We start from the raw sequence: 23,638 nt of genomic DNA, 5'->3' as shown, positions 1-23,638 counted from the left end.
TCTATTGTGGAATATTCACTGTATTTTTTTGAACAACGAGATAATGATAGACAGGTTCACCGGATGATTTTACCAATTCAATCGCAGTATAGCCATTTTGGAATAATGTTTGAAAGATTGCACGTGTTTTCATACGCCAATCAATAGCTAAATCTAAATCTTGCTCTTTTAATTCCGTAATATCTGCTGGTACTGGTACTAGATAAGCCGTTTCTTTCCATTCCGTCATTTTCTTGAAGTTCTCATCTTCACAATACGGCAAATGTTGAGCATTGTAAGACCATGTCGCTATCAAAGTGGGTGCATCCTCTACTCTTTTTTCAAATTGATTGACATAATCGCTTGTCAGCCACCAATCTATTTGGAAACGATCTGATGGCAAACCGCCATTTAAACCATCGTCCATTTTACCATAGCAATCTTCAATATATGTGTCGCATACCCCATGTAATTTGCTCAGATTCAAATAGGCGTTACGTGTTTGCAATGGATCGTATGTCCATGTCATTTTTTCATAACCGATTTCAATCGCTAATTTTTTTTGTTGTTGTTTTAATTCTGCGCCAATCCCTAATTCTCTGTATTCCGGTAAAATCCCCAGCATATGTGAGCATAGAGAGACTTGTCCATTTTCAAATCCTGCAAACCCATAGCTAAAACCCACTATCTTCTCGCCATCAAATGCCCCAATCACTGTTCCTCCATGCTTTGCAGCAGTCAAAGTTTGATGGGTTGGAATAGGCGATGTTCCCCAAACCTCGTGTTCCAATTGTTGAACCATTTTCATGTCCTCATTTGTTTTTAACACTTTATACGTAATCATTATGAATCACTTCTTTCTTTTGCATATGCTACTGCATTCAATACTGTTCGCGTTAATATTTCAACACCCGTGATCAATGCTTGTCGATTAAATGTCATTTGAGGATGGTGCAAACCAGGATGAAGACCACAGCCTAATCCAAGCATCGTCGCTTTTATATTCGGACGTTTTAACGTATAAAAATGGAAATCCTCTCCACCTGGTGTTACGACAGGAGGTCTTGTATTTTCCTCTCCTACTGTATCCACAATAGCTTTACGCATCAACTGCATCGCTTCCTCATCCACCTCAGCAGCAGCAATATTAGCGTCGATCTTATACTCTATTTGAATACCATATTGCTTTTCAACACCTGCCACAGCATTTTCAAAATCATTCATCAACACATTTATGCCTTCATTCTTCTGAGAACGAGCGTCGATACAGAATTCTGCTTTTCCTGGGATGATATTCGCTGAACTGCCAGCATGGAATTTTGTGAGCTTGATCGATGAAGGAATCATCGGATCGACATGGATACTTTCTAATGCATTTACGAATGAAGCTCCTATTTCAATTGCGTTTTTTCCAAGATGTGGACGTGCACCATGAGCTTCTTTGCCTATTATAGTACCGGTTATTAATCTAGCAGCGCCGTGATAGATAGCAGGACTAAATGTACCATCCTGTAATTCTTGAATAGGTCTGACATGGACGCCAAATAAATAATCGATATCGTCTACTAAGCCTTGTTCGATAAAATATAGCGCTCCCTGCCCTTTTTCTTCTGCTGGCTGGAATAATACACGAATAGTGCCGTTTTCGGGATGGTGCAACTTTTGTAACAACAATAAAGTGCCGATTGCCATTGTCATATGTCCATCATGTCCACATGAATGATTGGCTTGAAACATACCATCGACTTCTTGCCAGAGCGCATCCATATCCGTTCGAAGACCAATGACAGGTTTTCCGTTCCCGATTTCAACATATAATCCTGTTGAACCCTCTACTAAATGTGGTTCAAAACCATATGATTGCAGCAACCGCTGCACATATAATGTTGTGTTATTTTCTTTCCAGCTTATTTCAGGATGATTATGCAAATATGTAAAGACCTCTTTTAATTTTGGTGTGATCTCTTCTACTAATTGTTTCACTTAAAATCATCTCCATCTAAAAATAAAAAACTGCTATCAACACTATCGTATTGTGCTTTATACATCTCATATTGTTTTGGTTCCTGTCTAGTCATACCTGACACCAACGTGTTCAAAAATGAAATGACTACAGGCATCATATCGATTGTCGATGTTTCAGCAGTTCCAAGAGGAAAATAATAATCAGAATATCGATAAAGTGGTGCCGTGATTGTATCAGAGACCCCAATAATGATAACCCCTTTTTTCTTTATCATACGTGTCAACTCAATCGTTTCTTTATAGTAACGATGAAATGATAAAACAACCAATACCTCTCCTTTTTGCATATGATTCAATAATTGAATAATATCTTGCGATTGTGGTTCGATCATATAAATATCTGATCGAAGTAGATTTAACGTAAAACCCAGCCATTGAGCAGCCGCAAAGGAAGATCGTAAACCAAGTACATATATTTTGGGGGCGTTATGCAAGTGTTGGCAGCTATGCTGGAAATCTTCTTTGTTTAGCTGTTCAGAAACTTTTTGAATTTTTAATGCATCCTTTTTCATAACAGTTTCATGAAAGCTACCATCCTCCTCAATGTTGTTTTTTGATGCTAGATAAGTGCCTAGTGAACTTTTGCCATGCATAAACGAACTTCGAATGATCGATTGCAATTCACTATATCCTGATAATTCGATGGCATAGCAAAAACGAATAACGGTTGTTTCACTTACTCCAACAGACTGACCAATTTCTTGTGCAGACTTTAAAGCTACATCATGAGGAGTCGCCAAAATATAATTAGCTACCTTTTTTTGCCCTTTCGATAGTTGCTGAAAATGCTCCTGTATCAATTGTTGATACATGCTTTTTACCTCCAAAATGAAGTTGAAACTTTATTTTTTATCATTAATGAAGTTTTCACTTCATTTTAATATATATAACAATAGCACTTTTATTTTTTAAATTCAATCATTTTTCAGAAAATTTATTTTATTAAATCAAGTGTCATGATATGGAAAAATGAGGATGGGTGTTAATTGGTTAAAGGGTTGGTGAGCCATTGCTTATTCTTTGTTATTTTTCTTCGGCTAGTCTTACCGTTAATCTGAAGGGTAAATGATTAGCAAAGTTGATAAAATCTACAGCTATATCCTGTAAAAAAATGTTGTCTTCCATTGCATAGTTGCCCGCTAAGATTTGTTGATAAGCTTGCTGTGCCCCTTCCATTACATGGCCGTCTTCCGCTTCAAAATAAATACCTACATATTTTCCTTTTTCTTTCACGAAATTATAGGGATCTTCTTCTCTTACCCCTTGAAATTTGCTGATATTGATCAGCTTTTTGGAGGTACGATCATATTGGAGCATGACTCCAGCATGATGTCCTTCTGTCATGTAATTCATCATAAAACCGTCCTGTGCAGTTTGTTGGTCCACTAGTAAATATTCATCTATATATTCTGCAAAAAATACTTTGTTAACACCCGTTTGAATATAATGCTCCAATTCTGACAATTTTTGATCCAATAGGTTTTCTAATTGTTTTAGCTGCTTTATTTTATTTTTTACTGCACGCCTTTGTGAATAGAGTGTTTGCATTCCCTCTATAAGTGTATCGCTGTATAATTGTTCTTTGATTTCTGTTAGTGATAGCCCAACTGATTGCAATGCTTTAATCCTACTAAAATCATCCAATTGATCAATTGTGTAATAACGATATCCGTTTTCATCTAAAATGGCAGGTTTGAACAAATCGATCTGATCATAATAAAACAATGTTTTTTTATTGACATGACATAATTGAGCAAATTGCCCTGTTGAATATTTATCTTTTTTCATAATTCTCCCCTTGACTATCCACTAACTGGATACTTTATGGTGTGATTATAATGAATTGATGAGGAGAATACAATATGCTAGATCTTTCAGAGGCACCGATCAAAAAAAGTTTAATCACATTCGCCATACCGATTATTTTTAGTTTCGTGATCCAACAGCTATATCTTGTGGTGGATACGATCCTGGTAGGGAAGTTTTTAGGAGTCGATGAGCTTGCGGCTGTTGGCAATGCAGCAAGTATTATTGGGGTTTTTCTTATTATCTCTGGTGGACTTGAGATGGGATGTGAAGTTTTAATCGCACGATTTATAGGTGAAAAGCAATATCAAACTATCTTCAGGAGCTCATTGGGCATTCTCCTATTTGCAAGTGTGACTGCCATTATTTTAAGCAGTATCCTCATTCTTTTGCAAAAACCGTTTTTTTATTTGATTAATATTCCAACGGATCTACATGGCTTAACAAGTGATTATCTGACTTTTTACAGTATAGGATTTATTTTTATCTTCCTCTATGATATTTCAAGAGCCATTTTGATCGCTATGGGAGACACAAAAATACCTTCTCTCGTTGTACTCTTTACTTCCATATTGAATGTTTTTTTAACTTTGTTCTTTATACTAGAATTACAAATGGGGGTCAAAGGTGTAGCGATCGCCACGATATTAGCTCAACTATTCGGCATGCTTGTGACAGTCATGATTTTAAGAAAGCGCCTCAAAGCTTTGCCCTTTGCGAAAGAAAAATTTATTTTTCCAAAATCTGAAGTTTTTAAATTACTCACGATCTCATATCCCCTAATGATCCAACAGGGAGTCATCACAGGTTCTATGCTGATTTTACAGGCGCTGATTAATCCTTTTGGAAGTCAAATCATCAGTGGCTATATTGCTGCCAATAAATTGATCATGCTTTTGATGATGATCACGGTTGGATTTTGCCAAACGCTTACCGTATTTGCTTCTGTCAATATTGGTGCAAAGAAACCGGAGAGAATTCAAGAGGCCTATCGCTTTTGTATGAAGTTTGTTTCTTTTTATGTTCTCGCCATTGTTGCTCTCGATTTCTTTCTTGCAAAGCCAATGGTATCTATTTTTATAGATGAAAAACAATATCCAGCAGCCATTGCATTCGGTGTGACCTTTTTAAAATATAGCTGTGTGATGATGTTATTCTATGGCTGGAAAAATATCAATGAAAGCTTATTGCGTGGCTATGCGAAAATGAAATCATTTTTAATCTCGAATATGTCAGATTTAATCTTAAGAGTGGCTATGGCTGCTCTGCTTTTGCCGATATTTGATCTCAATAGCTTTTGGATCGCCAATACAATTGGTACATTGATAGCGTTCATCGTATCCATGTACTTCCTTAAACGCCTTCACATCTTACATGTAGTAAACGAAAAAAATAATCGTTTTGAGGAGAAAATATGAAAATTCGAAAATTAGAGAAAAACGAAATGCCCCCAATAGAATTACTGTTGCTAGCAGATCCTTCAGAGTCTCTTATTGAAGAATATATTCAAAGAGGTGATTGTTTTGTAGCAGACATGAACCATCAAATCGTTGGAGTGTATGTATTGCTCCCAACAAGACCTGAAACTGTAGAATTAGTCAATATTGCAGTTATTGAAACTATGCAAAATCAAGGAATCGGAAAACAATTGATCATGAATGCCATCCAAACAGCCAAGTCAACGGGATACAAAACGATCGAAGTTGGAACAGGCAATTCAAGTATAGGACCATTAGCACTTTATCAAAAATGTGGTTTTCGGATAACTGGTGTGGATATAGATTTTTTCATTAGACGCTACGAGGAAGAAATTTTTGAAAATGGTATACAATGTAGAGATATGATTCGATTATCTCAAGATTTATCCCGTGTTAACGGGCAATAAGCCCCCACACTGATGGAAGCTTTACTTTATCATCTATAGAGCAGCAATTTTAAAATACTTTAACGCAAATATTTCTCCATGATCCGCCATTCCTCCACTTTTCCTTCAAACGATTTGATATTCTTCCCCGGCATTGGACTCGTTGATGGCATTTTGGCATAATCGATTGGCAGTAGAAGCTCTAAACCCATATATTTCTTAAAAATAGAAAAGGCCTTTCCTCCATTAAATAGGATTACACGAATATTAGGATAGGCTTTTAGTAATTCTGTAAAGTTATTGGGTATGACATTTCGAATACTAGCATCTGAGCTTCCTTTTCTCTCACATGATCGGATCGTATCCCAAAGCCCTATATGGTGTGCCTTTAATAATTCTATTCGTTTCTGATAATTATCTGGCATCTCAACTTGTAAAATTTCACTCAGAATCCCCCAAAAATGATTACGCGGATTACCATAATACTGTTGTTTTTCAAGAGAAAGTCTACTTGGCATGGAACCGACAATTAATACATATGTAGACTCATCGATAACTGGGGATAAGATATTTTGTATGGCATCACGCATGTCGAATCACACATCTCCTTTACTTTTTGCCGTATCGAGTATGTTTGTAGATGAAAGAAAATCCACATAGCAAGTATGTGGATAGGAAAAATCATTTAAAATTTTTTTGCATTTATTTTTCGATCAGGAAGACCAAGTGCCGTCACCATTTCATTAAATGCAGAAAGCACATTATCATAAGCGATTGCTGCATTTCTTATATCAACTGTACAATCAAAATCTATCCCGACATTTTTATAATACTCTTGAAATTGATCTAGTTTTTCAAGAAAAGCAATAACTTCAGGAGATTCTTCTATTTTAGAATCTGTTAAAGTATAAACATAATATGAATGTATATTTGCTGAAAATCTCTCGTACAAATCAAAGCGGGCTTTTCCCTTTTTCTTTGCTGCATTCTTTAAATCTTTCATGCTTGCAAGAATATTTTCTCCTTGTTGTACAACTAATGATACATTTGATGAATCCATTACTATTACGACCTTTCTTACAACATATACCTTTTCATATCTATAATAGCACAGTCGTTGACGGATCACATTTTAGAAGAACTATGCATCTATGATTAAAACGATCCCATCATAATGTTTCCTAATGGTTGATTTTTTCAACTAAATTACACTATGATTCCATCGTTTTTACTGCACTTCTTGGCTATACTAAACATAGATCAAGGAGATGACAAGAATGAAAGACTTACAGTTTGCCAATACGATTGCTACTTTACGAAAGCAAAAAGGATTAACACAAGATGAAGTTGCATCTTTTGTAGGGGTATCAAAGGCCGCCGTTTCAAAATGGGAAACGGGGTTAAGTTATCCTGATATATTGTTACTTCCAAAGCTCGCCACCTTTTTTAACTTATCGATTGATGAATTACTTGGATATAAACCTCAAATGACAAAAGAGAATATTCAAAAATTATACGCAGAATTATCAAAAGATTTTGCAGTCAAGCCATTCGATGAAGTTTATACACGCATCAAAAATATTATTGATGAATACTATTCCTGCTTTCCATTACTCATGCAAATGGCTGTACTTTTATTAAATTATCAGCATGTGGCAGGTGATTTACAGCAAGAAATTATACGTAAGGCGATCGAGCTTTGTCAGCGAATTGAAGAAAATTCAGAGGATCAACGTCTCGCCTATCAAGCTGGCTCATTAGAAGCACATTGTCAACTGTTCCTACAAAATCCGAAACGTGTGCTAGAGTTACTGGGGGATGGTGTAGAGCCCTATACTGGGAATGAAATCATTGTAGCCAATGCTTATCAACAATTGCAACAACCTGAAAAAGCAAAGGAGACATTACAGGTGAGTATGTATCAAAATATTCTTGGCGTATTAGGAATCGCACCCAATTATATGATGATGTATGTTGATCAACCTGAGGTATTCGATGAAGTAGTGCTTCGTATGGAAGGAATGATGCAAACTTTTGATATTTATAACTTGAGTTTTAATAATGCTTTGATCATTTATTTAACGGCTGCCCAAGGCTATATGATGCAAAAAAATGAAAAAAAAGCGATTGAAATGTTAAAGAAATACATCAAAGCTTCAGAATCCATTGTATTTCCAATCACCTTACACGGGGATGCATTTTTTGATTTAATCGATGAATGGGTAATGCGTGAACTCGATTTAGGGCCCAATGCTCCTCGTGATGAACAGACCATTAAAATGAGCTTGATCTCTGGGATTACAGAAAATCCAATATTAAAGCCTTTAATACTACGCCCTGAAGTAAAAACAATGATTGAAAATTTAAAGCATACGTTAGGATGTGATTAATATGACATTACAAGAAGCACTCCCCTTGATCATCCCCATTATTATTTTAGAATGGACACTTGCCATCGTGGCATTGATACATGTTTTAAAGCATCCTCATTATCAGTTTGGCAACAAACCCATGTGGATCATTGTCGTTCTTTTCATCCAGATCATTGGGCCTGTTGTATACTTTATATTCGGAAGAGGGAGAGACATATGAGTATATTAACTTTGGAGCACCTTACAAAATCATTTGGAGCACACCAAGTGATCGACGACATCAGTTACACATTGGAAGAAGGAAGGATTTTTGGTCTAATAGGACAAAATGGTTCTGGAAAAACAACCTTGATGAAGTTAATATTAGGGCTACTCCCCTCTACAAAAGGAAAAATTTTCATATTAGATGAAGAAGTCAGCTATGGATATACTGCCACGAATCGTCATATCGGTTATTTACCAGATGTCCCTTCCTATTATCCCTATATGACTGCTTACGAGTATTTGATGTTATGTGGAGAAATCACAGGCATGCCCAAAAATGTACGAAAAGAGCGTGTAGAACATTACTTACATCTTGTAGGACTAGCTAAAAATAAAAAGAGGATACAGCAATTTTCGCGAGGTATGAAGCAACGCCTTGGAATTGCACAAGCACTGATCAACCAACCAAAATTACTAATTTGTGATGAGCCTACTTCTGCTCTTGATCCAATCGGAAGAAAAGAAATTTTAGATATTTTACAATCGATTAAACATGAAACAACGGTTATTTTATCTACTCATATTTTGCATGATGCTGAGCAAATCTGTGATGAGATTGCTCTGCTGCATAATGGCAAGTTTGTTATCACAGGTAATCTTTCAGAAATTATGACTAAACATAGTAAACATCAGATACAAGTTACGTTTCATACTGAAAATCAGGCATGTACGTTTCTGGAAAAGCTTCCGTTTAACGAACAAATCGTTCACAAATCAAATAGTTTAATCATTGAAGCAAAAGATCTTACACATACGCAGCAACAATTATTCTCATTATGTAATGCGCTTAATCTCTATCCTTCTTCCATAGAAGTGGTCCAACCATCGCTAGATGAAATCTTCTTGGAGGTGAGTAGATAGATGAATACTTTGCTTGCATTATTAAAAAAAGAAACTATGGAGTTCAACCGTACTTATAAATTACTCATTTTATTCGCTGTTTTTTTAATATTGGCTATTTTAAGCCCATTGGCAGCTAAGTTTATGCCAGATATTATGGCTCAATTTCTTCCAAAGGAAATTGCAGAAAGTTTTCCTACTCCTTCTGCCCTTGATTCTTGGGCTCAGTTTTTCAAAAATTTTTCTCAAATCGGATTATTCGTTATCGCCTTATTATTTGCGGGAATGATCATTCATGAGCGCAATGAAGGAACATTGATTATTTTACTGACAAAGGGATTACATTGAAGTTCTGTTGTTCTAGCAAAATCATTGTTTGCGATGCTTATTTGGACCATTATGTATTGGATTTCATTTAGTGTGGCGTACTTTTATACTTGGTATTATTGGAGAGATGAGCATGTCCCCTTTTTAGCAGTCGCTGTCAGTCATTTATGGCTTTTTGGCTTATTATTGATCGCCGTTATTTTATTTGGAAATGTGTTGTTTAAGTCTATTTATGCCAATCTTCTTTGGACAGCTTTATTTGTGGGTATTTGGTTCGTCGTTTCCATTTTCCCGAAAACGGATAATTTTAATCTTTTAAAACTCGCAACAAATGGGGATCAAATACTTCAAGGGCTTTATAGTGTTCGTGATTACAAATGGATTTATATAATGGCTATCGGTTCTATCCTATTCATACAATTTATCACTATACAAATCTTTAATAAAAAATCCATCAATTAGGAAAGCTCACTGGCGGTTATCTTGTAGACGAATCGTTTTCATATGTGTTGATTATCCAATTTTCCACATAATCTAGTGCATCTGCTGGTTTCCACTACGGCTTGTTCACTTTTCACGAGGATTTATTTGCTACCTCGGAAGGTTTATTCGCTCTTTCGGAGATCTTATTCGTTTTTTCGAGGACATTGGATTGTCTTCATCGAGTATGCACTACACGAAGGGAAAGAGCTAGCTGAAATAAGGAGCTACATAAATGGAGCAAAAATACATGTTTTTTAGAATTATGCCTGATTTATCGCCTGCTTTTTCCTAATCAAAACGACTGAAATTGGATATTTCTAGCCAAAGATTCTTTTCCTATTTGTTACTCAAATAGATCTATTTTTTTCCTTTTAAAAAAACTCACCAAAATTGTGACAGAATTGATTCATTTCTATGAATAATCATGTATAATTATCGTAGTATTTCGAAATGAGGCGATAACAACATGCATAGTTTAGCAAAAGAATTAAACGAAACTATACAGAAAGAAAACCCTTATGTGTATGACATGCTTTCTGGATTAGCAAAAGAAATATATTTTCCAAAAGAAGGAATTCTAAGCCAATCAGCAGAAGCCGGGAAAAAAGCCAAAAAATATAATGCAACAATTGGCACTGCATTAGAAAACGGAAAGCCTATGCATTTAAAGGTGATACAAGATACTCTATCTGCATATGATCCATCAGATCTTTATTTATATGCTCCACCAGCTGGTAAACCAGCTTTACGTAAAGAATGGCGTAAAAAAATGCTTGTTGAAAATCCTTCATTAAAAGGGAAAACGTTCGGTAATCCAATCGTGACAAATGCATTAACACATGGTTTAAGCATCGTCGCTGATTTATTTGCAGATGAAGGAGACGCTTTAATCCTTCCTGATAAAAACTGGGAAAACTACGAAATGGTATTTGGCATTCGTCGCCATACACACACTGTCACTTACCCACTTTACAATGAAGAAAATAAATTCAATGCGGACGGGCTACATAAAGCAATTCTTAGTCAAAAAGAGAAAGGGAAAGCCATTGTTTTATTAAACTTTCCCAATAATCCAACTGGCTATACACCTAACGCTGAAGAAGGCGCTGCTATCGTTAAAGCCATTACAGATGCTGCCGATGCAGGTATCAACGTTGTCGTACTCACTGATGACGCATACTTTTCACTGTTCTTCGAAGACTCTTTACACGAATCATTATTCGGTGCGTTAAGTAATGCTCACGAACGTGTATTAGCTATAAAAATCGATGGCGCGACAAAAGAAGAATACATTTGGGGATTCCGTGTTGGTTTCATCACTTACGGCAATACTAGTGAAGCCATTTTAGCAGCTCTTGAAGAAAAAACGAAAGGGATTATCCGTGCAACGATTTCAAGCGGACCACACCCATCACAAACTTTCGTGCTTCATGCGTTACAGAGCCCTGAATTTGAAGCACAAAAAATAGAAAAATTCAACATCATGAAAAGTCGTGCAAACAAAGTAAAAGCAGTTCTAGATAGTGGTAAATTCAATGATGCTTGGGATTACTATCCATTCAATTCAGGTTACTTCATGTGTTTAAAACTAAAAACGGTCGATGCAGACAAATTGCGTCTTCACCTTTTAGATGAATATGGTGTCGGTACAATCGCTCTAAGTGACACTGATCTACGCATAGCTTTCTCTTGTATCGAAGAAGAAGGAATCGAAGAATTATTTGAATTAATCTATAAAGGCGTAAAAGACATAGAAGCTTAGCCTTCATAATTAAAAATCACCATTTTTACAACGAAAAAATTTAAAAACGTTTGATAAAGTGAAACTCCATCAGTGGGGGTTTTCTTCATCCCCCACTGATGGTTAGCTAAACCAATCGGATTTTTACGGGCAGTTGAGATCCCCCATCTCTATATATTGAGATGGGGGTTTTACTGACCGTTAAAGCGGGATAAAGGAGTACTGTTCTAGATTGTGCTCCTTTACTTTTTAAAATTTCCTACATTCATTTGTTTTCACTATTCCAGCTAATATAGAAACTACCAGCAACTTCATCACCTGTTACAATAGCTCTATAAATTCCAGCTTTTTTAACGTTCATTTTCATCCGGTCTTCACTTATGGATTGAACTCCAACATATCTCCCCTTTTCATCTACTATATGAAAACCATGTCCCCCACCATTTTCAGCGTGAAATTGTCGCGTAAAAATCATTGTTTGACCTTTCACTGCCTTAATCGAGATCTCTTGCCGTCCATTGAAGTAATCAAATGATGCCGCATAGGAATTGTCTTTTTGTAAAGCTTTCCAGTTTTTTTAATCGTATAATCTCTAGAAATTAAAACGAATAATGTGATTGGTACCACAATTGCAAATATGTATTTAAAAATTCTAGAGTGAGTTGAAAGAACGGTCCCTAGATAAAAAATCAGCGCGCAAAAAATTCCGACAGTTCCAGCTATAACAGTATACATAGATAAACCAAATAGAAGAAAGATAGCAAAACCTGCAACCACATACAATTCTATTTTTGTTTTTAGTTGAGTGACCGAATATTTCTTGATTAGCCAATCGATGAAAATGGAAGCCAAAATACCATATCCAAAAATGAAAGTCCATAGAACATGGTTCGAAACCCCTTCAACAGTTTGATACATTTTCATATCCGAACTGAAGAATACGATCAAAAAGAAGAGAAAGAATAAAAAACCTGCCGCAGCAAATTTAGAAACGCAGTATGAAAACATTTTTTTAGAACTGATCATGCGAAGACACCTTCTATGTTTATCTGAAAAATAGAGGAAATTTTATTTGCATTTTTTATATACTTGAATCAATTTCATAAATCATTTTCTTCTTAATAAATACGAACATTTAAGAATAACTAATTTTGATAGTTGTGGAGCGGAAGACGGCGACTCCTACGGGAAAAGCTTGAGCTGAAAGCCCCGCAGGAACGGAGTGACGAGGAGATTGAAGCCAAGCCCGTGGAAAGCGCCGTCTGGAGCGGAACAAAAATTCTGAATATTAATGTTCATGTTGATTTAAAATGTTCGTGTTTTTCATCTGAATTTTACATTATGAAATTGATTCACTTCAAAACATATTTACATATCTCTTAATCTATTCATCTCTGCAACGCCATTAATTATTTACAGATATATGCCTTCGATTCCTCAAAGTTTTAATCGACTCGTTTTTTCATAGAAACAACTTGAAGTTCGATTCCATTTTCCTTACGAACAACCTCTTGCTCAAAAATTTCATAGTAGAGTGAATGATATAGGTGTATATTTCTGAGTACATTTACTCGAACTTTACATTGAATTTCAGGAATCCCTTTTGATCGTGCATAGTCTTCTAAGCCTTTTAACAATAATTTTGCAACTCCTTTGCCTTGAAATTCAGGTACTACTGACAACCGAGAAAAATAGAGATGATTTTCTTTTAATTGAAAACGCACCATTGCAATAGCCTCTGCCTCTACAAAGTCTATCAATGCCTTCTCCCCCTTTAATAAAGAAGTTGAAATCATTTCGACGGTTTCATCTAATGCACTCGAGGGAGCTGGAAGGCTGTTGTATTCAGAAAAAGCTTTGATCATAATGTCATGGATAAGTGCTGCATTACTAGATTCTTCGATAACTATACTCATATATATCCTCCTTTCATATAAAATACATTATTTGGTTTCTTTATTCAATCCAAAGATAGTTGTAGGAACTTATTGCTTGTTACAGTGAAATAAACATCAACAATTTTAAACGGAACTTTATGAAAAAACCTGTCAACCATTCCAACTCGTTGACAGGTTTCTTTCTTGTCCACGCGTGTTGATTTGACAAAAATTAGGGGTGTCTGTTTGGCATAGCTTTTGAAAAACTCTGTATTTTTAAGACCATTTATATAGATCTTCGCTGCGGCTTGCTCGACTCCTCGAAAATGCATGCGCATTTCCTTCGTGCGGTGTTGATTCGATGAAGCCAATTCAATGTCCCGCGGGAAAAGCGAATAGATGAGACCCCGCAGCGTAGTGATTAAGGAACGGAGTCTAAGGGCGCCTGTGGCAACGACTCCGTGACCAACATCCTGTTGCCCTCAGCATTCGCCGCAGGAAAGCGAGCAAGCCTTCGCTGCAATCAACACATCCCCCTATTTTCATGGATTAAATTGGATAATCAACACGCTTGTTTCTTATCTTTTTTATCTATTGATCGAAGCTTTAATGTTCACGCTTTTGTATATTTCTTAACCGCTGGCATAATTTCAGTGGCAATCAATTCGATATTTTTCATTATTTTTTCAAACGGAACTCCACCGAAATCGATTTGTGCCATAAATCGTTGGTGACCATATAATTCATACTGATAGAGCATTTTTTCAATAATTTGCTGTGGACTACCTACCATCAACGCTTGATAACGATCTGGTCCATCTTCTACTTGCCCTTTCGGATAACCTGTCCCACGAATATAATGCATCCCAGCATTCAAATGTGGATACATTTCTTCTACTGCATCCTGTGAATTTTCAGCTGTATAGAATAATGATGCCGTTGCTAAAGGTAATTCAGCTGGATCATAGCCACTACGTTCAGCTGCTTCACGATAAGCATCTACTGAAATTTTAAATGTTTTGGCGGGACCGCCTAAAGTCGTTAACATCATCGGAATACCAGCACCTCCCGCTTTAATAGCACTTTCAGGAGGACCCCCTACTGCTCTCCAAATTGGTAGAGAGCCTGATTGGGGTTGTGGTAGAATCTCTGCGTTTTTTAATGATGAGCGGAATTTTCCTTGCCATGTAATAGAGCGATCTCGATTCAACTGCATCAACATATCCAGCTTTTCTACAAACAACTCTTCATAATCTTTTAAATCGTATCCAAATAGATCATATGCCCCCACTCGAGAACCACGACCAGCCACAATTTCAGCTCGACCATGTGAGATTAAATCAATGGTTGAAAAGTCCTCATAGACGCGAACAGGATCTGCAACACTTAAAACGGTGGCAGAGCTTGCAATTTTTATGTTTTTTGTTGCTTGTGCGATTGCTCCCAAAATGACCGTATGGCCTTGAGATGCAAAATATCTCTGATGACTTTCCCCTACTGCAAAAACATCAATTCCTGCTTCATCTGCTAATTTACTTGCCTCTATTATTTCTTGGATACGTTGCTCCGCACTGATATGCTCTCCATTGAATGGATTCATGACGTGATCGCCTAAAGAATATAGTCCAAATTCCATCCCTTTTGATGGATCGATTCGATAACTTTTCATATGATCGTCTCCTCTTAGTCAAGCGGTTCAAGATTGGCTTCAATCGTTTCACGTTGCCCTTCCAAAAATGGTGGTAAATCTAATTTTTGCCCTAGCTCTTCCACGGTAGAATCTACTGTAAAGCCAGGTCCATCCGTTGCCAATTCAAATAAAATCCCATTTTTATCACGCGCATATATGCTTTGAAAATAAAAACGATCCACTATACCAGAAGTTGTTAAACCATAATTGATTAGTTTTTCATTCCATACCATAAGTTCATCTTGATCATTTACACGTAATGCTAAATGATGAATGCTTCCTCTTCCTGGTTTTTCTTTAGGTGCTTCTAACTCTTTTACAACAATTTCGCCCGTACGCAATCCTTCCATATGTTGTAATCGTACAAAGTCACTTCCTTGTTCTACAACTGCAAAACCAAACAGATCTTTCAATAAATTGACTGTATGATTCAAATAACGCACCGTTATTTCAACTGTTCCCATTGCAAAAATCTGATGCTCTTTAGGAACTTCAGATGTAGAAACAGGCTGCCAAGCAGGAACTTCCGCAACTTCACTATTTAAAAGTACCATTCGTAATCCCTCATGGTCCTCAAAAAATAGAGCATGTTGTCCCATATAATTTGTTATTTCACTATGTTTCACATTTAAATTTTCAAACCGCTTTTGCCAATAAAGCAGACTGTCATAATCACGAACGAGTAAACCAATTTGTGTAATCGCATTCGTTCCCCTTTTTGTTTTTCCAGCAATCGGAATTTCAAAAAATGTCAGATCAAGTCCTGGGCTACCAACTTCATCCCCATAAAATAAATGATACATAGATGGGTCATCTTGATTGACCGATTTTTTCACACGTTTTAATCCTAAAATATTTTGATAAAAATGATTGTTTTGCTTTCCGTTTTTCGTCAGCATTGAAATATGATGATGTCCCTTCATTTTGTTTCTCTCCTTTTATCATTTGATTAGTTAAGTGATAACTCAAAAAAAATTACTGCTGTTCTAAATTTTTTTCATGTGCATACTTCTGTAATTTTGTTGTCAATTCGTACAATTTCTTAAGCTCTTCCTCTGTTAAAGCTTCATTGAAGAAGGAGGACTGAAATACCACTTGTTCAGGTGTTGCAACTTCTAAAATTTCTTCCCCTTTATTCGTTAATGAGATCTTTTTAATCTTCCACTCTTGTTTCCGCTCGATAAGACCATCTTTCTCAAGACGAGCCAACATTCTCGATATTCCTCCTTGCGTAACTGTTACTTTCTCCGCAAGTTCAGACTGTGTAATAGGTTGATAAGTTTGAATTTGGATTAAGACATCAAATTGTGCAGTTGTTAAACCAAAGCGTTTTAAAAAATCATTGGATAGATGATTGCTTTCTGTCACAAAACGAGTGATTCGCGTCCATATAAGCGATTCAAGTGTGTTTTTCTTCATTTTTGTCCCCCTTTTCCTTTTCTTATTATCACTTTACTAGTCAACTGATAAAATGTCAATTCTATATATTTTAGTGAAAATTTATCCATTCAAATATGGGCAATCTGTTGATTTCCGCTATAGCCTACTCGCTTTCCTAGCATTTTCCTCTTTTATCTTTGCTTTTCACTTGCGCCTTAATAAGAGGCCTAATCAGCAAAATGCAAGGCCTTAATTTTTAACAATGACAAATAGAAGTGATGGGGAATTCTTTATTTCTAGCATCAAACTCTTCGCTATAAATAGAAAGAGATCCCCATCCAACCATTTTCTTATTATGTGAAACTGGATCTTCTTACTTTTTGGGCGTTCTAAGCCGTTGTCACCCTATTACTGGTTTTTGAGATTAAATTTTTTACCAGCTTGCTTTTTTTACGCCTGGGATCTTCCCTTCTAAAGCAAGTTCGCGGAATTGAATGCGGGACATCCCAAATTTACGCATATAGCCTCTAGGTCTTCCTGTTAATGCACATCGATTGTGTAGGCGTACGGGCGATGCATTTTTCGGAAGCTTACTTAGCGCCTCATAATTTTTTTCTTTTTTTAATTGTTCGCGTTGCTCACGATACTTTTCTACTTCAAGCAACATTTTTTGATGTTTTACTACTTTTGATTTTTTTGCCATGAATTTTCCTCCTTTTTCAAATCGTAATAATTACGGTTTATATTTTATAATTAAAGCATACTTATCCTATAAATGCAAATCAATTTCTTTCATACCTATTCTTATATCTAAACTAAAAATCTTAGTAATACAATGATTACTAAGATTTTTAGTGGACTATAATGAATACGGCTTTCAACAGCTTGCTGTTTTCAATTATATTATTATGCTCTCATTTTCATATAAAGTAAAACTTCACTTAATGGAGATTTTCTGCTTATTCGTACGGGATAAAGTGGGATTTCTCATTTCCCACTGACTGTTAGTTGAACAAAATCGGGCTTTTTACAGGCAGTTGTCCCCTTTCTCTTCCTTCTACTGCTATTTGCTTCTTGAAATGAAAGGGAACTTACTGCCCGTTTAAGCGGGTCAAACGTCACCACTACTGATATGGTGGCAACTTATGAACTAAGTGGCTCAAGTAATTGTATTGCTTATATAGCTCGATATCCGTACAAGCAGAAGCGGCAATTTGAAATACAACATCACAAGTATGTATAAACTTCGTTACGGATGCCTGAAATGCTTCCTTTTCTTCAGCAGATAAATTACGCTTAAAACGCGTTGCACCTTTATCGATCCATGCATTCAATTCCGCTTGTAGCTTAGTCGATTGATTGAAACCTCTTTTTAGTTCTGATTCGTGAACTGCTTTTACTTCTTCTTTTGTATACACTTGGTAAGACTCTAATTCTGCTAATAGATCATATAAAATATTCAAGTCTATTACTTCTTCAAATATCGGTGTTTCGTAATACGGCTGAAAGGAATCTTTTATATCTTGTGGATCATTGACGAAATCAAGCACAAATGTATCTTTCTTACCTGGGTATGTACGATTTAAGCATGACAATGTTCGGACAGCTTTCATACCACTCAATGGCTTATCAACATACATCGTATGCAGTAAAGGTTCGTTAAAATCTGTTGGATGATTTTCATATACAATTAATATTTGGTAATCATCTAACTTAAATTTGGTTGGCAGTTCTTTTTCACGAAAGCCATTCATAGCTGATTCTGTATAAGAGATTCCTCCATCTTTTACTGTGCCAGGGAAAGCAACAACTGTTTTTAAATCATCATAGCCAAATTTTTTGAGATACTCGTCAAATGCAAGTTTAAAGCGGACTGCATGCAAGCGACTTGCTGTTGTGACGATTGCTTTGGCACGACCGCCGATCTTATGACGTATAAAATTACGATAATGCTCGATGATAATCTCCGTTTTTTGTGCGATATCGTGCGGATCAAGTGTTGCAATTTTGTAAAAGGTTTTATAGGTCGTATAATTATTTAACACATCCAAGATAAAACCTTCCTCAATGGCTTGCTGCATGGAATATTCATGGAACGCATGAAGTTTGCCATCCTTACCAATTGTACCAAATCGCTCAAATATCTCTGGCTTTGGTGTTGCAGAAAATAGAAAGACTGAAGTATGATCATGTTTTCCATTTTTTATAATGGTTTCGATCATCTTTTCAATAGTACCCTCTATATTCTCCTCCTCATCAGCATTTTCTGATGACTTATCTGATAAAGCATTCTTCCATACAGCGAGAGCCTTCTCACCTTGAGAAAGACAATCTTCATCGATGATCAGTGCATATTTTTGGTATTTTAATTCAGAAACCTTTTCTTTTATAAAAGGGAGATTTTTCAAAGAAGCTATGATAATACGTGTTTCATCATTTATCGCTTGATCTAGCTGTTGAAAATCCTTGTTGAAACATTTAACCGTATCAGCTGTAGGCTCGAACTGGTTCACCATATCCTGCAATTGCTTATCTAGCCGTTGACAGTCTGTCATAACGATAACGCTGTTAAAGATCACCTCATTATGATGATCACGTAGTTTTGATAAACGATATGCTAGCCATGACATAGAAATTGTCTTCCCACCTCCAGCACTATGCTGGATTAGATAATGATGCCCTGCTCCTTTTTGCTGTACATCTGCTTCTATTTTACGCACCGCTTCCAATTGATGAAAACGAGGGAAAATAAGCGTTTGGAGTTCATCGATTGTGTCGCCTTTCAAATTCAAACGCTCATCTTTTTTCACGAAAACAAAGTACAATAAAATATCTAGCAAACTATCTGGTTGTAGAATCTCATCCCATAAATAATGCGTACGATAATTATCGGAAACGATCGAGTCCCTTTTACCGCAGTTATCACCCTTGTTGAAAGGTAAGAATTGTGTTTCAGATTTATCCAATTTGGTAGTCATAAACACTTCATCCAAGTCAACTGCAAAGTAAACAACTACTCGCTCATTGAATCGGAATAACTGTTCTTTTGGATCAAAGGCATTTTTAAACTGCATGATCGTATGCTCAATGGTTTGACCAGTAAATGGATTTTTCAGCTCCATTACAACTAATGGCAGCCCATTGATGAAAACAACCATATCTAAGCTGTGATCAGTTTCATCACTATAATACACTTGCCGGCTTTCTGTGAAGATATTCTGATGATATAAAGCATTCATCATTGAGTTCGTCGTAATCAGCGGTTTGCTATAAATCAGCTGTAGCATGACACCATGATCTTCCACACCATGCTGTAAACAATAGACCAGACCATTTCTTTTTATACTTGTACAAATCTGTTCAAGCACCTTTATCTTGTAGTCTTCACCATATAGTTTCTCTAGCATTTCTAGTTTTTTCTTTTGAGTGGCTTCCAGAAATTCAAATAGCTTTTCCACATCAATTGCATACTTTTTAAACAACCTGCTTGCTTCGCCTTCCAGTATACGTTTCTTGTAACCAATACGGATCAATGACGCCTCTATATTTGCTTCAAACCCTTTTTCAGATAAATCAATAGCCATTTTTTCACCCCGTTACGCTTCAATTTCTATATTCTGCACATCAATTTTTCCTGTAACTGCTTCATAGATTAATGATTGGCGATATTCTTTTAGTTTTGGGACTTGTAATTTTACTTGGTTGATTATTTGATCAATTTTAAAAGTTTCCCGATTCAGATACTCCACAATTTGGTTTTGCTCTTGAATAGTATTGGGGATGGCAATACTAATATTTTTTAATGTTTCAGAGTAAATCACTTCAATAGTCGTTGCATTACTCAATAAATAAATTTGTTCTTTGATCAAATCTGTGTCGTTAAAGATATACTCTAAATATGAGAGATTGACCATCGATTGGTTGACCTGCATTCTAATGAGACAAGGATGTAAGATACCTTTTTCCACATCTTTTGGAACGATTGCTACTTTACCGATCGTCCCTCTTGTAGTGATTAACAAATCTAAAGGCTTGACTTCAAACGCTTTTAATTCGTTAAATTTTTCATTTGAAATATAATACTCGCCTTTTTCAAAGTTTTGATCCAACACGGTCCTTTGGTTATAAACTTTTACATCTGAAGCTTCCATATCTCTATTCGTTAACTCACTTCCAAAGGGACCTGTTTTAATCGAACCTTTAGTAGATTGCAAAATATATTTGATCTTTTTTATTTCCCAATGTTTCGGTATTTTCCCAACCCATTCAACATTTGAATCTTTCATCTTGACATTTGACTGTAGCCCTTTTGTTACAGCTTCAGTAATCATTACTCGACGTTTTTCTTCTAGAAGTTTTATTAATTTTTCTTTATACATCAATAAACGATCTATCTTGTCTGTTTTTTCCTTTAAAAAATCGACGATACTTTTCTGAACATCATGTGGTGGAAAAGGAATTTGCAAGCTATTCAGATTTCCAACCGTCAATTGATTAATCGTTGAAGTTAAGCAAGACCCAATTTGAAATTTGAACAAAGGTGATTGAAAAACATAGGCTAAAAATTCTGAGTGACTTGAGCGAAATACCGTTGTAAAAGCACCGAAAGTTAAACCAGCACTTTTTTGATCAATCAGGGCACTTTTCCCTATAAGTTTTCTACTCCCATTACGAGAGCAGATTAATATATCCTTTTTACGGGTAAGCAGCTTTTCTGGTATGTCCATGTCTACATACACATTATCTGTATAAGTAATGACACCATCTTTGATATTGGAGGATCTTAGAACTAAACAACCTTCTGATTCATCGACAACATCTTCAGGTGAATATGTTAGACCTGTGATTACTTCGCCAAGGTATTTTAGCTTTTTTATTTCCCAATCTATAGGGATTTTTCCAATCCATTCAATTTCACTATATTTATAATTAGGATACACATTGATTGTCATGACCCCATCACCTTCTTCAACTGCTCATTGATACTTACTTCTAACTCTTTAATCTCAGCCAGAATTTCTTCTGAGCTGCGAAGCTTGGTATATTTATAGAACTGGCGAGTAAATGGCAGTTCATAGCCTATCCTCGTTTTTGATTCATCAATCCATGCGTCAGGTACATGTGGTGCTACTTCTCTTTTAAAGTATTCATGGATATTTTCTTTTAAAGGTACATACTCCGTATCCCGTAAATCTGAATCTGCTTCGACTTCATCTTTTTTTCCCCTACAAATATCCGCTGTTTCATCTTTTTCTGATAACCCAGTTAAAATGGCTTTTAATATGGGGGTGCTTATTGAGATATCTGCTTTTTTAAATGCCGCTTTTAGTATTTTTATAAACTCCTCACGGTTTTTATAAATTGTTTTACTTTTCATATTAAGGAGGATTTTGATGATCCTAGTTTGAACGATTTTACCTGCCTCTATTTCTGCTAAATCATTTTCGCCTTTTTTCTTTGATGTCGCGAGACTTTGAAACACCTTGTCCTTTACTACTTTTTCAATTCGTTCATCATTTATTTGAAAGTTTAGACGTAATGGGCGTTCTATCGTGATTTTGTAGTAACCAAAATCCTCATTATCAAAGATTTTTACATACTCGCCTTCTCTAAATTCACTATACATGTGAACGATTTTTTCGATTTGTTGTTGTGTAATTTCATTTTGTTTTTTGCCAATACTTTTTTTCATCTTTTTTGAGAAATGAACTGCATTGACCAACTGTATTTTTCCTTTACGATTAGCTGATTTGTTGTTCGTTAAAATCCAAATGTATGTTGAAATACCCGTGTTGTAAAATAAATCATTTGGTAGTGCAACAATACCTTCTACTAAGTCATTTTCCAGTACATAGCGACGGATCTCGCTTTCCCCTGATCCTGCATCTCCTGTAAATAATGGAGAACCATTCATAATAATTGCTAACCGTGAACCTTGTGGATTTTCGGTCGTGACTGGTTTCATCTTTGAAATTAAATGAAGTAAAAATAATAATTGTCCATCACTTGAACGAGGTGTACCAGGACCAAAACGACCATTATAGCCTTGTTCCTTATGTTCCTTTAAAATGGGCTTTTGATATGATTTCCAGTCTACTCCATACGGTGGATTTGAAATCAGATAGTTGAACTTATTGTTTTTAAACTGATCGTTTGATAATGTATTTCCTAGACGTATATGATGTGCATCTGCTCCTTTGATAAGGATATCTGCTTTACAGATGGCGTAGGATTCTCCATTAATCTCTTGTGCAAAAAATTCAAGATTTACATGAGGATTTAACTCTTGTAAATATTCTTGTGCAACTGAACCCATCCCCCCTGTTCCAGCTGCGCAGTCGTACAGAGTTTGTGTTAAGCCATGTTTTGTTAAAATATCAGCATTATGCATAAATAATAATGCCACCATTAAACGGATGACTTCACGAGGTGTATAGTGATCCCCAGCCTCTGCATGTTCAGAAAAACGGCGGATCAAATCTTCAAATATATAACCCATCTCTACATTCGACACTTTATCTGGATGTAAATCTAATTCGCCAAAACGTTTAATCGTTATGTATAGCAAATCATTGTTTTCCATCTTGTCAATTTGCTTATCAAATTCGAAATAACCCATGATGTCACGTGCAGTTGCTGAAAAGCCATTAATATAGTCCCGTAAGTTATCTGCCATATGATCAGCGTCATTTAATAAATTTTTAAAGTTATACTTACTTGTATTATAGAAATTTTGTTTTGCAACATTCTTTAGGATGGGTTCACGTGCATCTTCGCTGATATTTTTTAAGGCCTCGTATTTAGATAATACTTCATCTTTTGTATCCTCTAATACACAGTCGAAACGACGCAAAACCGCTAAAGGCAAAATCACCTTTCCATAATCTTTTGGTTTGTAAATACCGCGCAAGATTTCTGCGATCGACCAAATGAAACTTTCTTTATCTTGGAAATTTATCACTACTATGTACACTCCGTCTCTTGGTAAAA

24 protein-coding genes are annotated in these 23,638 nt (G+C 35.9%); 8 read left to right on the top strand and 16 right to left on the bottom strand.

What is annotated here, in order from left to right; all coding sequences use genetic code 11:
* Position 1 precedes the first annotated feature (1 nt).
* The 4 genes from FEU33_RS06270 to FEU33_RS06255 all read right to left on the bottom strand — a co-directional run bounded on the left by FEU33_RS06270 (position 2) and on the right by FEU33_RS06255 (position 3,792).
* Positions 2-823, bottom strand: a complete 822-nt coding sequence (locus tag FEU33_RS06270) for a GNAT family N-acetyltransferase (protein ID WP_146548554.1) — start codon at positions 821-823, stop codon at positions 2-4.
* Positions 823-1,962, bottom strand: a complete 1,140-nt coding sequence (locus FEU33_RS06265; protein ID WP_146548553.1) for a M20 peptidase aminoacylase family protein — start codon at positions 1,960-1,962, stop codon at positions 823-825. The genes FEU33_RS06270 and FEU33_RS06265 overlap by 1 nt, the downstream gene beginning before the upstream one ends.
* A complete protein-coding gene (locus FEU33_RS06260) occupies positions 1,959-2,816 on the bottom strand; it encodes a MurR/RpiR family transcriptional regulator (protein WP_146548552.1) in 858 nt (285 codons plus the stop codon). The genes FEU33_RS06265 and FEU33_RS06260 overlap by 4 nt, the downstream gene beginning before the upstream one ends.
* A 211-nt stretch (positions 2,817-3,027) precedes the next feature.
* Positions 3,028-3,792 carry a MerR family transcriptional regulator gene (locus tag FEU33_RS06255; protein ID WP_146548551.1) on the bottom strand — a complete coding sequence of 255 codons (765 nt, stop codon included), beginning with the start codon at positions 3,790-3,792 and terminating at the stop codon, positions 3,028-3,030.
* Between the two features lie 74 nt (positions 3,793-3,866).
* Between FEU33_RS06255 and FEU33_RS06250 the strand changes: the two genes are divergently transcribed.
* A complete protein-coding gene (locus tag FEU33_RS06250; protein ID WP_146548550.1) occupies positions 3,867-5,228 on the top strand; it encodes an MATE family efflux transporter in 1,362 nt (453 codons plus the stop codon).
* Positions 5,225-5,695, top strand: coding sequence for a GNAT family N-acetyltransferase (locus tag FEU33_RS06245; RefSeq protein ID WP_146548549.1), 471 nt, complete (start codon positions 5,225-5,227; stop codon positions 5,693-5,695). The genes FEU33_RS06250 and FEU33_RS06245 overlap by 4 nt, the downstream gene beginning before the upstream one ends.
* A 59-nt stretch (positions 5,696-5,754) precedes the next feature.
* Here FEU33_RS06245 and FEU33_RS06240 read toward each other — a convergent pair whose 3' ends face one another.
* Both FEU33_RS06240 and FEU33_RS06235 read right to left on the bottom strand, forming a co-directional pair.
* Positions 5,755-6,264, bottom strand: coding sequence for a DNA-deoxyinosine glycosylase (locus FEU33_RS06240; RefSeq protein WP_146548548.1), 510 nt, complete (start codon positions 6,262-6,264; stop codon positions 5,755-5,757).
* A 95-nt stretch (positions 6,265-6,359) separates the two neighbouring features.
* The gene (locus FEU33_RS06235; protein ID WP_146548547.1) at positions 6,360-6,734 is read right to left on the bottom strand and encodes a hypothetical protein; all 375 of its coding nucleotides are present in this window, start codon (positions 6,732-6,734) and stop codon (positions 6,360-6,362) included.
* A 217-nt stretch (positions 6,735-6,951) separates the two neighbouring features.
* On the opposite strand from FEU33_RS06235, the gene FEU33_RS06230 reads away from it, so the two are divergent.
* From FEU33_RS06230 to FEU33_RS06205, 6 genes are all read left to right on the top strand, one after another.
* Positions 6,952-8,064 carry a helix-turn-helix domain-containing protein gene (locus FEU33_RS06230; RefSeq protein WP_186731333.1) on the top strand — a complete coding sequence of 371 codons (1,113 nt, stop codon included), beginning with the start codon at positions 6,952-6,954 and terminating at the stop codon, positions 8,062-8,064.
* 1 nt (position 8,065) lies between these two features.
* A complete protein-coding gene (locus FEU33_RS06225) occupies positions 8,066-8,266 on the top strand; it encodes a PLD nuclease N-terminal domain-containing protein (protein WP_186725751.1) in 201 nt (66 codons plus the stop codon).
* The gene (locus tag FEU33_RS06220; RefSeq protein ID WP_146548544.1) at positions 8,263-9,171 is read left to right on the top strand and encodes an ABC transporter ATP-binding protein; all 909 of its coding nucleotides are present in this window, start codon (positions 8,263-8,265) and stop codon (positions 9,169-9,171) included. Before FEU33_RS06225 ends, FEU33_RS06220 begins: the two co-directional genes overlap by 4 nt.
* Positions 9,172-9,498 carry a hypothetical protein gene (locus FEU33_RS06215; protein ID WP_146548543.1) on the top strand — a complete coding sequence of 109 codons (327 nt, stop codon included), beginning with the start codon at positions 9,172-9,174 and terminating at the stop codon, positions 9,496-9,498. It begins immediately after the preceding gene.
* Between the two features lie 72 nt (positions 9,499-9,570).
* Complete coding sequence (locus tag FEU33_RS06210) at positions 9,571-9,939, top strand: hypothetical protein (protein WP_146548542.1); 369 nt, start codon at positions 9,571-9,573, stop codon at positions 9,937-9,939.
* 487 nt (positions 9,940-10,426) lie between these two features.
* Positions 10,427-11,722: an aminotransferase class I/II-fold pyridoxal phosphate-dependent enzyme gene (locus FEU33_RS06205; RefSeq protein WP_146548541.1), complete on the top strand. Its 1,296-nt coding sequence runs from the start codon at positions 10,427-10,429 to the stop codon at positions 11,720-11,722.
* A gap of 244 nt (positions 11,723-11,966) precedes the next feature.
* Here FEU33_RS06205 and FEU33_RS06200 read toward each other — a convergent pair whose 3' ends face one another.
* The 10 genes from FEU33_RS06200 to FEU33_RS06155 all read right to left on the bottom strand — a co-directional run bounded on the left by FEU33_RS06200 (position 11,967) and on the right by FEU33_RS06155 (position 23,609).
* Positions 11,967-12,176, bottom strand: a complete 210-nt coding sequence (locus tag FEU33_RS06200; protein WP_146548540.1) for a hypothetical protein — start codon at positions 12,174-12,176, stop codon at positions 11,967-11,969.
* Positions 12,177-12,187: 11 nt separating this feature from the next.
* A complete protein-coding gene (locus tag FEU33_RS06195) occupies positions 12,188-12,727 on the bottom strand; it encodes a hypothetical protein (RefSeq protein WP_146548539.1) in 540 nt (179 codons plus the stop codon).
* A 419-nt stretch (positions 12,728-13,146) separates the two neighbouring features.
* A complete protein-coding gene (locus tag FEU33_RS06190) occupies positions 13,147-13,617 on the bottom strand; it encodes a GNAT family N-acetyltransferase (RefSeq protein WP_146548538.1) in 471 nt (156 codons plus the stop codon).
* Positions 13,618-14,191: 574 nt separating this feature from the next.
* Complete coding sequence (locus FEU33_RS06185; protein ID WP_146548537.1) at positions 14,192-15,247, bottom strand: LLM class flavin-dependent oxidoreductase; 1,056 nt, start codon at positions 15,245-15,247, stop codon at positions 14,192-14,194.
* A gap of 14 nt (positions 15,248-15,261) precedes the next feature.
* The gene (locus FEU33_RS06180; RefSeq protein WP_146548536.1) at positions 15,262-16,191 is read right to left on the bottom strand and encodes a ring-cleaving dioxygenase; all 930 of its coding nucleotides are present in this window, start codon (positions 16,189-16,191) and stop codon (positions 15,262-15,264) included.
* A 52-nt stretch (positions 16,192-16,243) separates the two neighbouring features.
* On the bottom strand, positions 16,244-16,687 hold the full coding sequence (locus tag FEU33_RS06175) for a MarR family winged helix-turn-helix transcriptional regulator (protein WP_146548535.1): 444 nt from the start codon (positions 16,685-16,687) through the stop codon (positions 16,244-16,246).
* Between the two features lie 394 nt (positions 16,688-17,081).
* Positions 17,082-17,351 (bottom strand): 30S ribosomal protein S14, encoded by a 270-nt coding sequence (gene rpsN, locus FEU33_RS06170; protein ID WP_146548534.1) that lies wholly within the window; start codon positions 17,349-17,351, stop codon positions 17,082-17,084.
* Between the two features lie 421 nt (positions 17,352-17,772).
* Positions 17,773-20,232, bottom strand: coding sequence for a type I restriction endonuclease (locus FEU33_RS06165; RefSeq protein WP_146548533.1), 2,460 nt, complete (start codon positions 20,230-20,232; stop codon positions 17,773-17,775).
* A 12-nt stretch (positions 20,233-20,244) separates the two neighbouring features.
* On the bottom strand, positions 20,245-21,600 hold the full coding sequence (locus tag FEU33_RS06160) for a restriction endonuclease subunit S (protein ID WP_146548532.1): 1,356 nt from the start codon (positions 21,598-21,600) through the stop codon (positions 20,245-20,247).
* Positions 21,597-23,609: a type I restriction-modification system subunit M gene (locus FEU33_RS06155; protein ID WP_146548531.1), complete on the bottom strand. Its 2,013-nt coding sequence runs from the start codon at positions 23,607-23,609 to the stop codon at positions 21,597-21,599. Before FEU33_RS06155 ends, FEU33_RS06160 begins: the two co-directional genes overlap by 4 nt.
* Positions 23,610-23,638 lie beyond the last annotated feature (29 nt).

It is taken from the genome of Rummeliibacillus suwonensis, assembly GCF_007896435.1.
In the GTDB taxonomy this organism is placed as follows: domain Bacteria; phylum Bacillota; class Bacilli; order Bacillales_A; family Planococcaceae; genus Rummeliibacillus; species Rummeliibacillus suwonensis.
The sequence above is the reverse complement of the archived record's forward strand: the minus strand, read 5'-3'. Positions and strand labels throughout refer to the sequence as shown.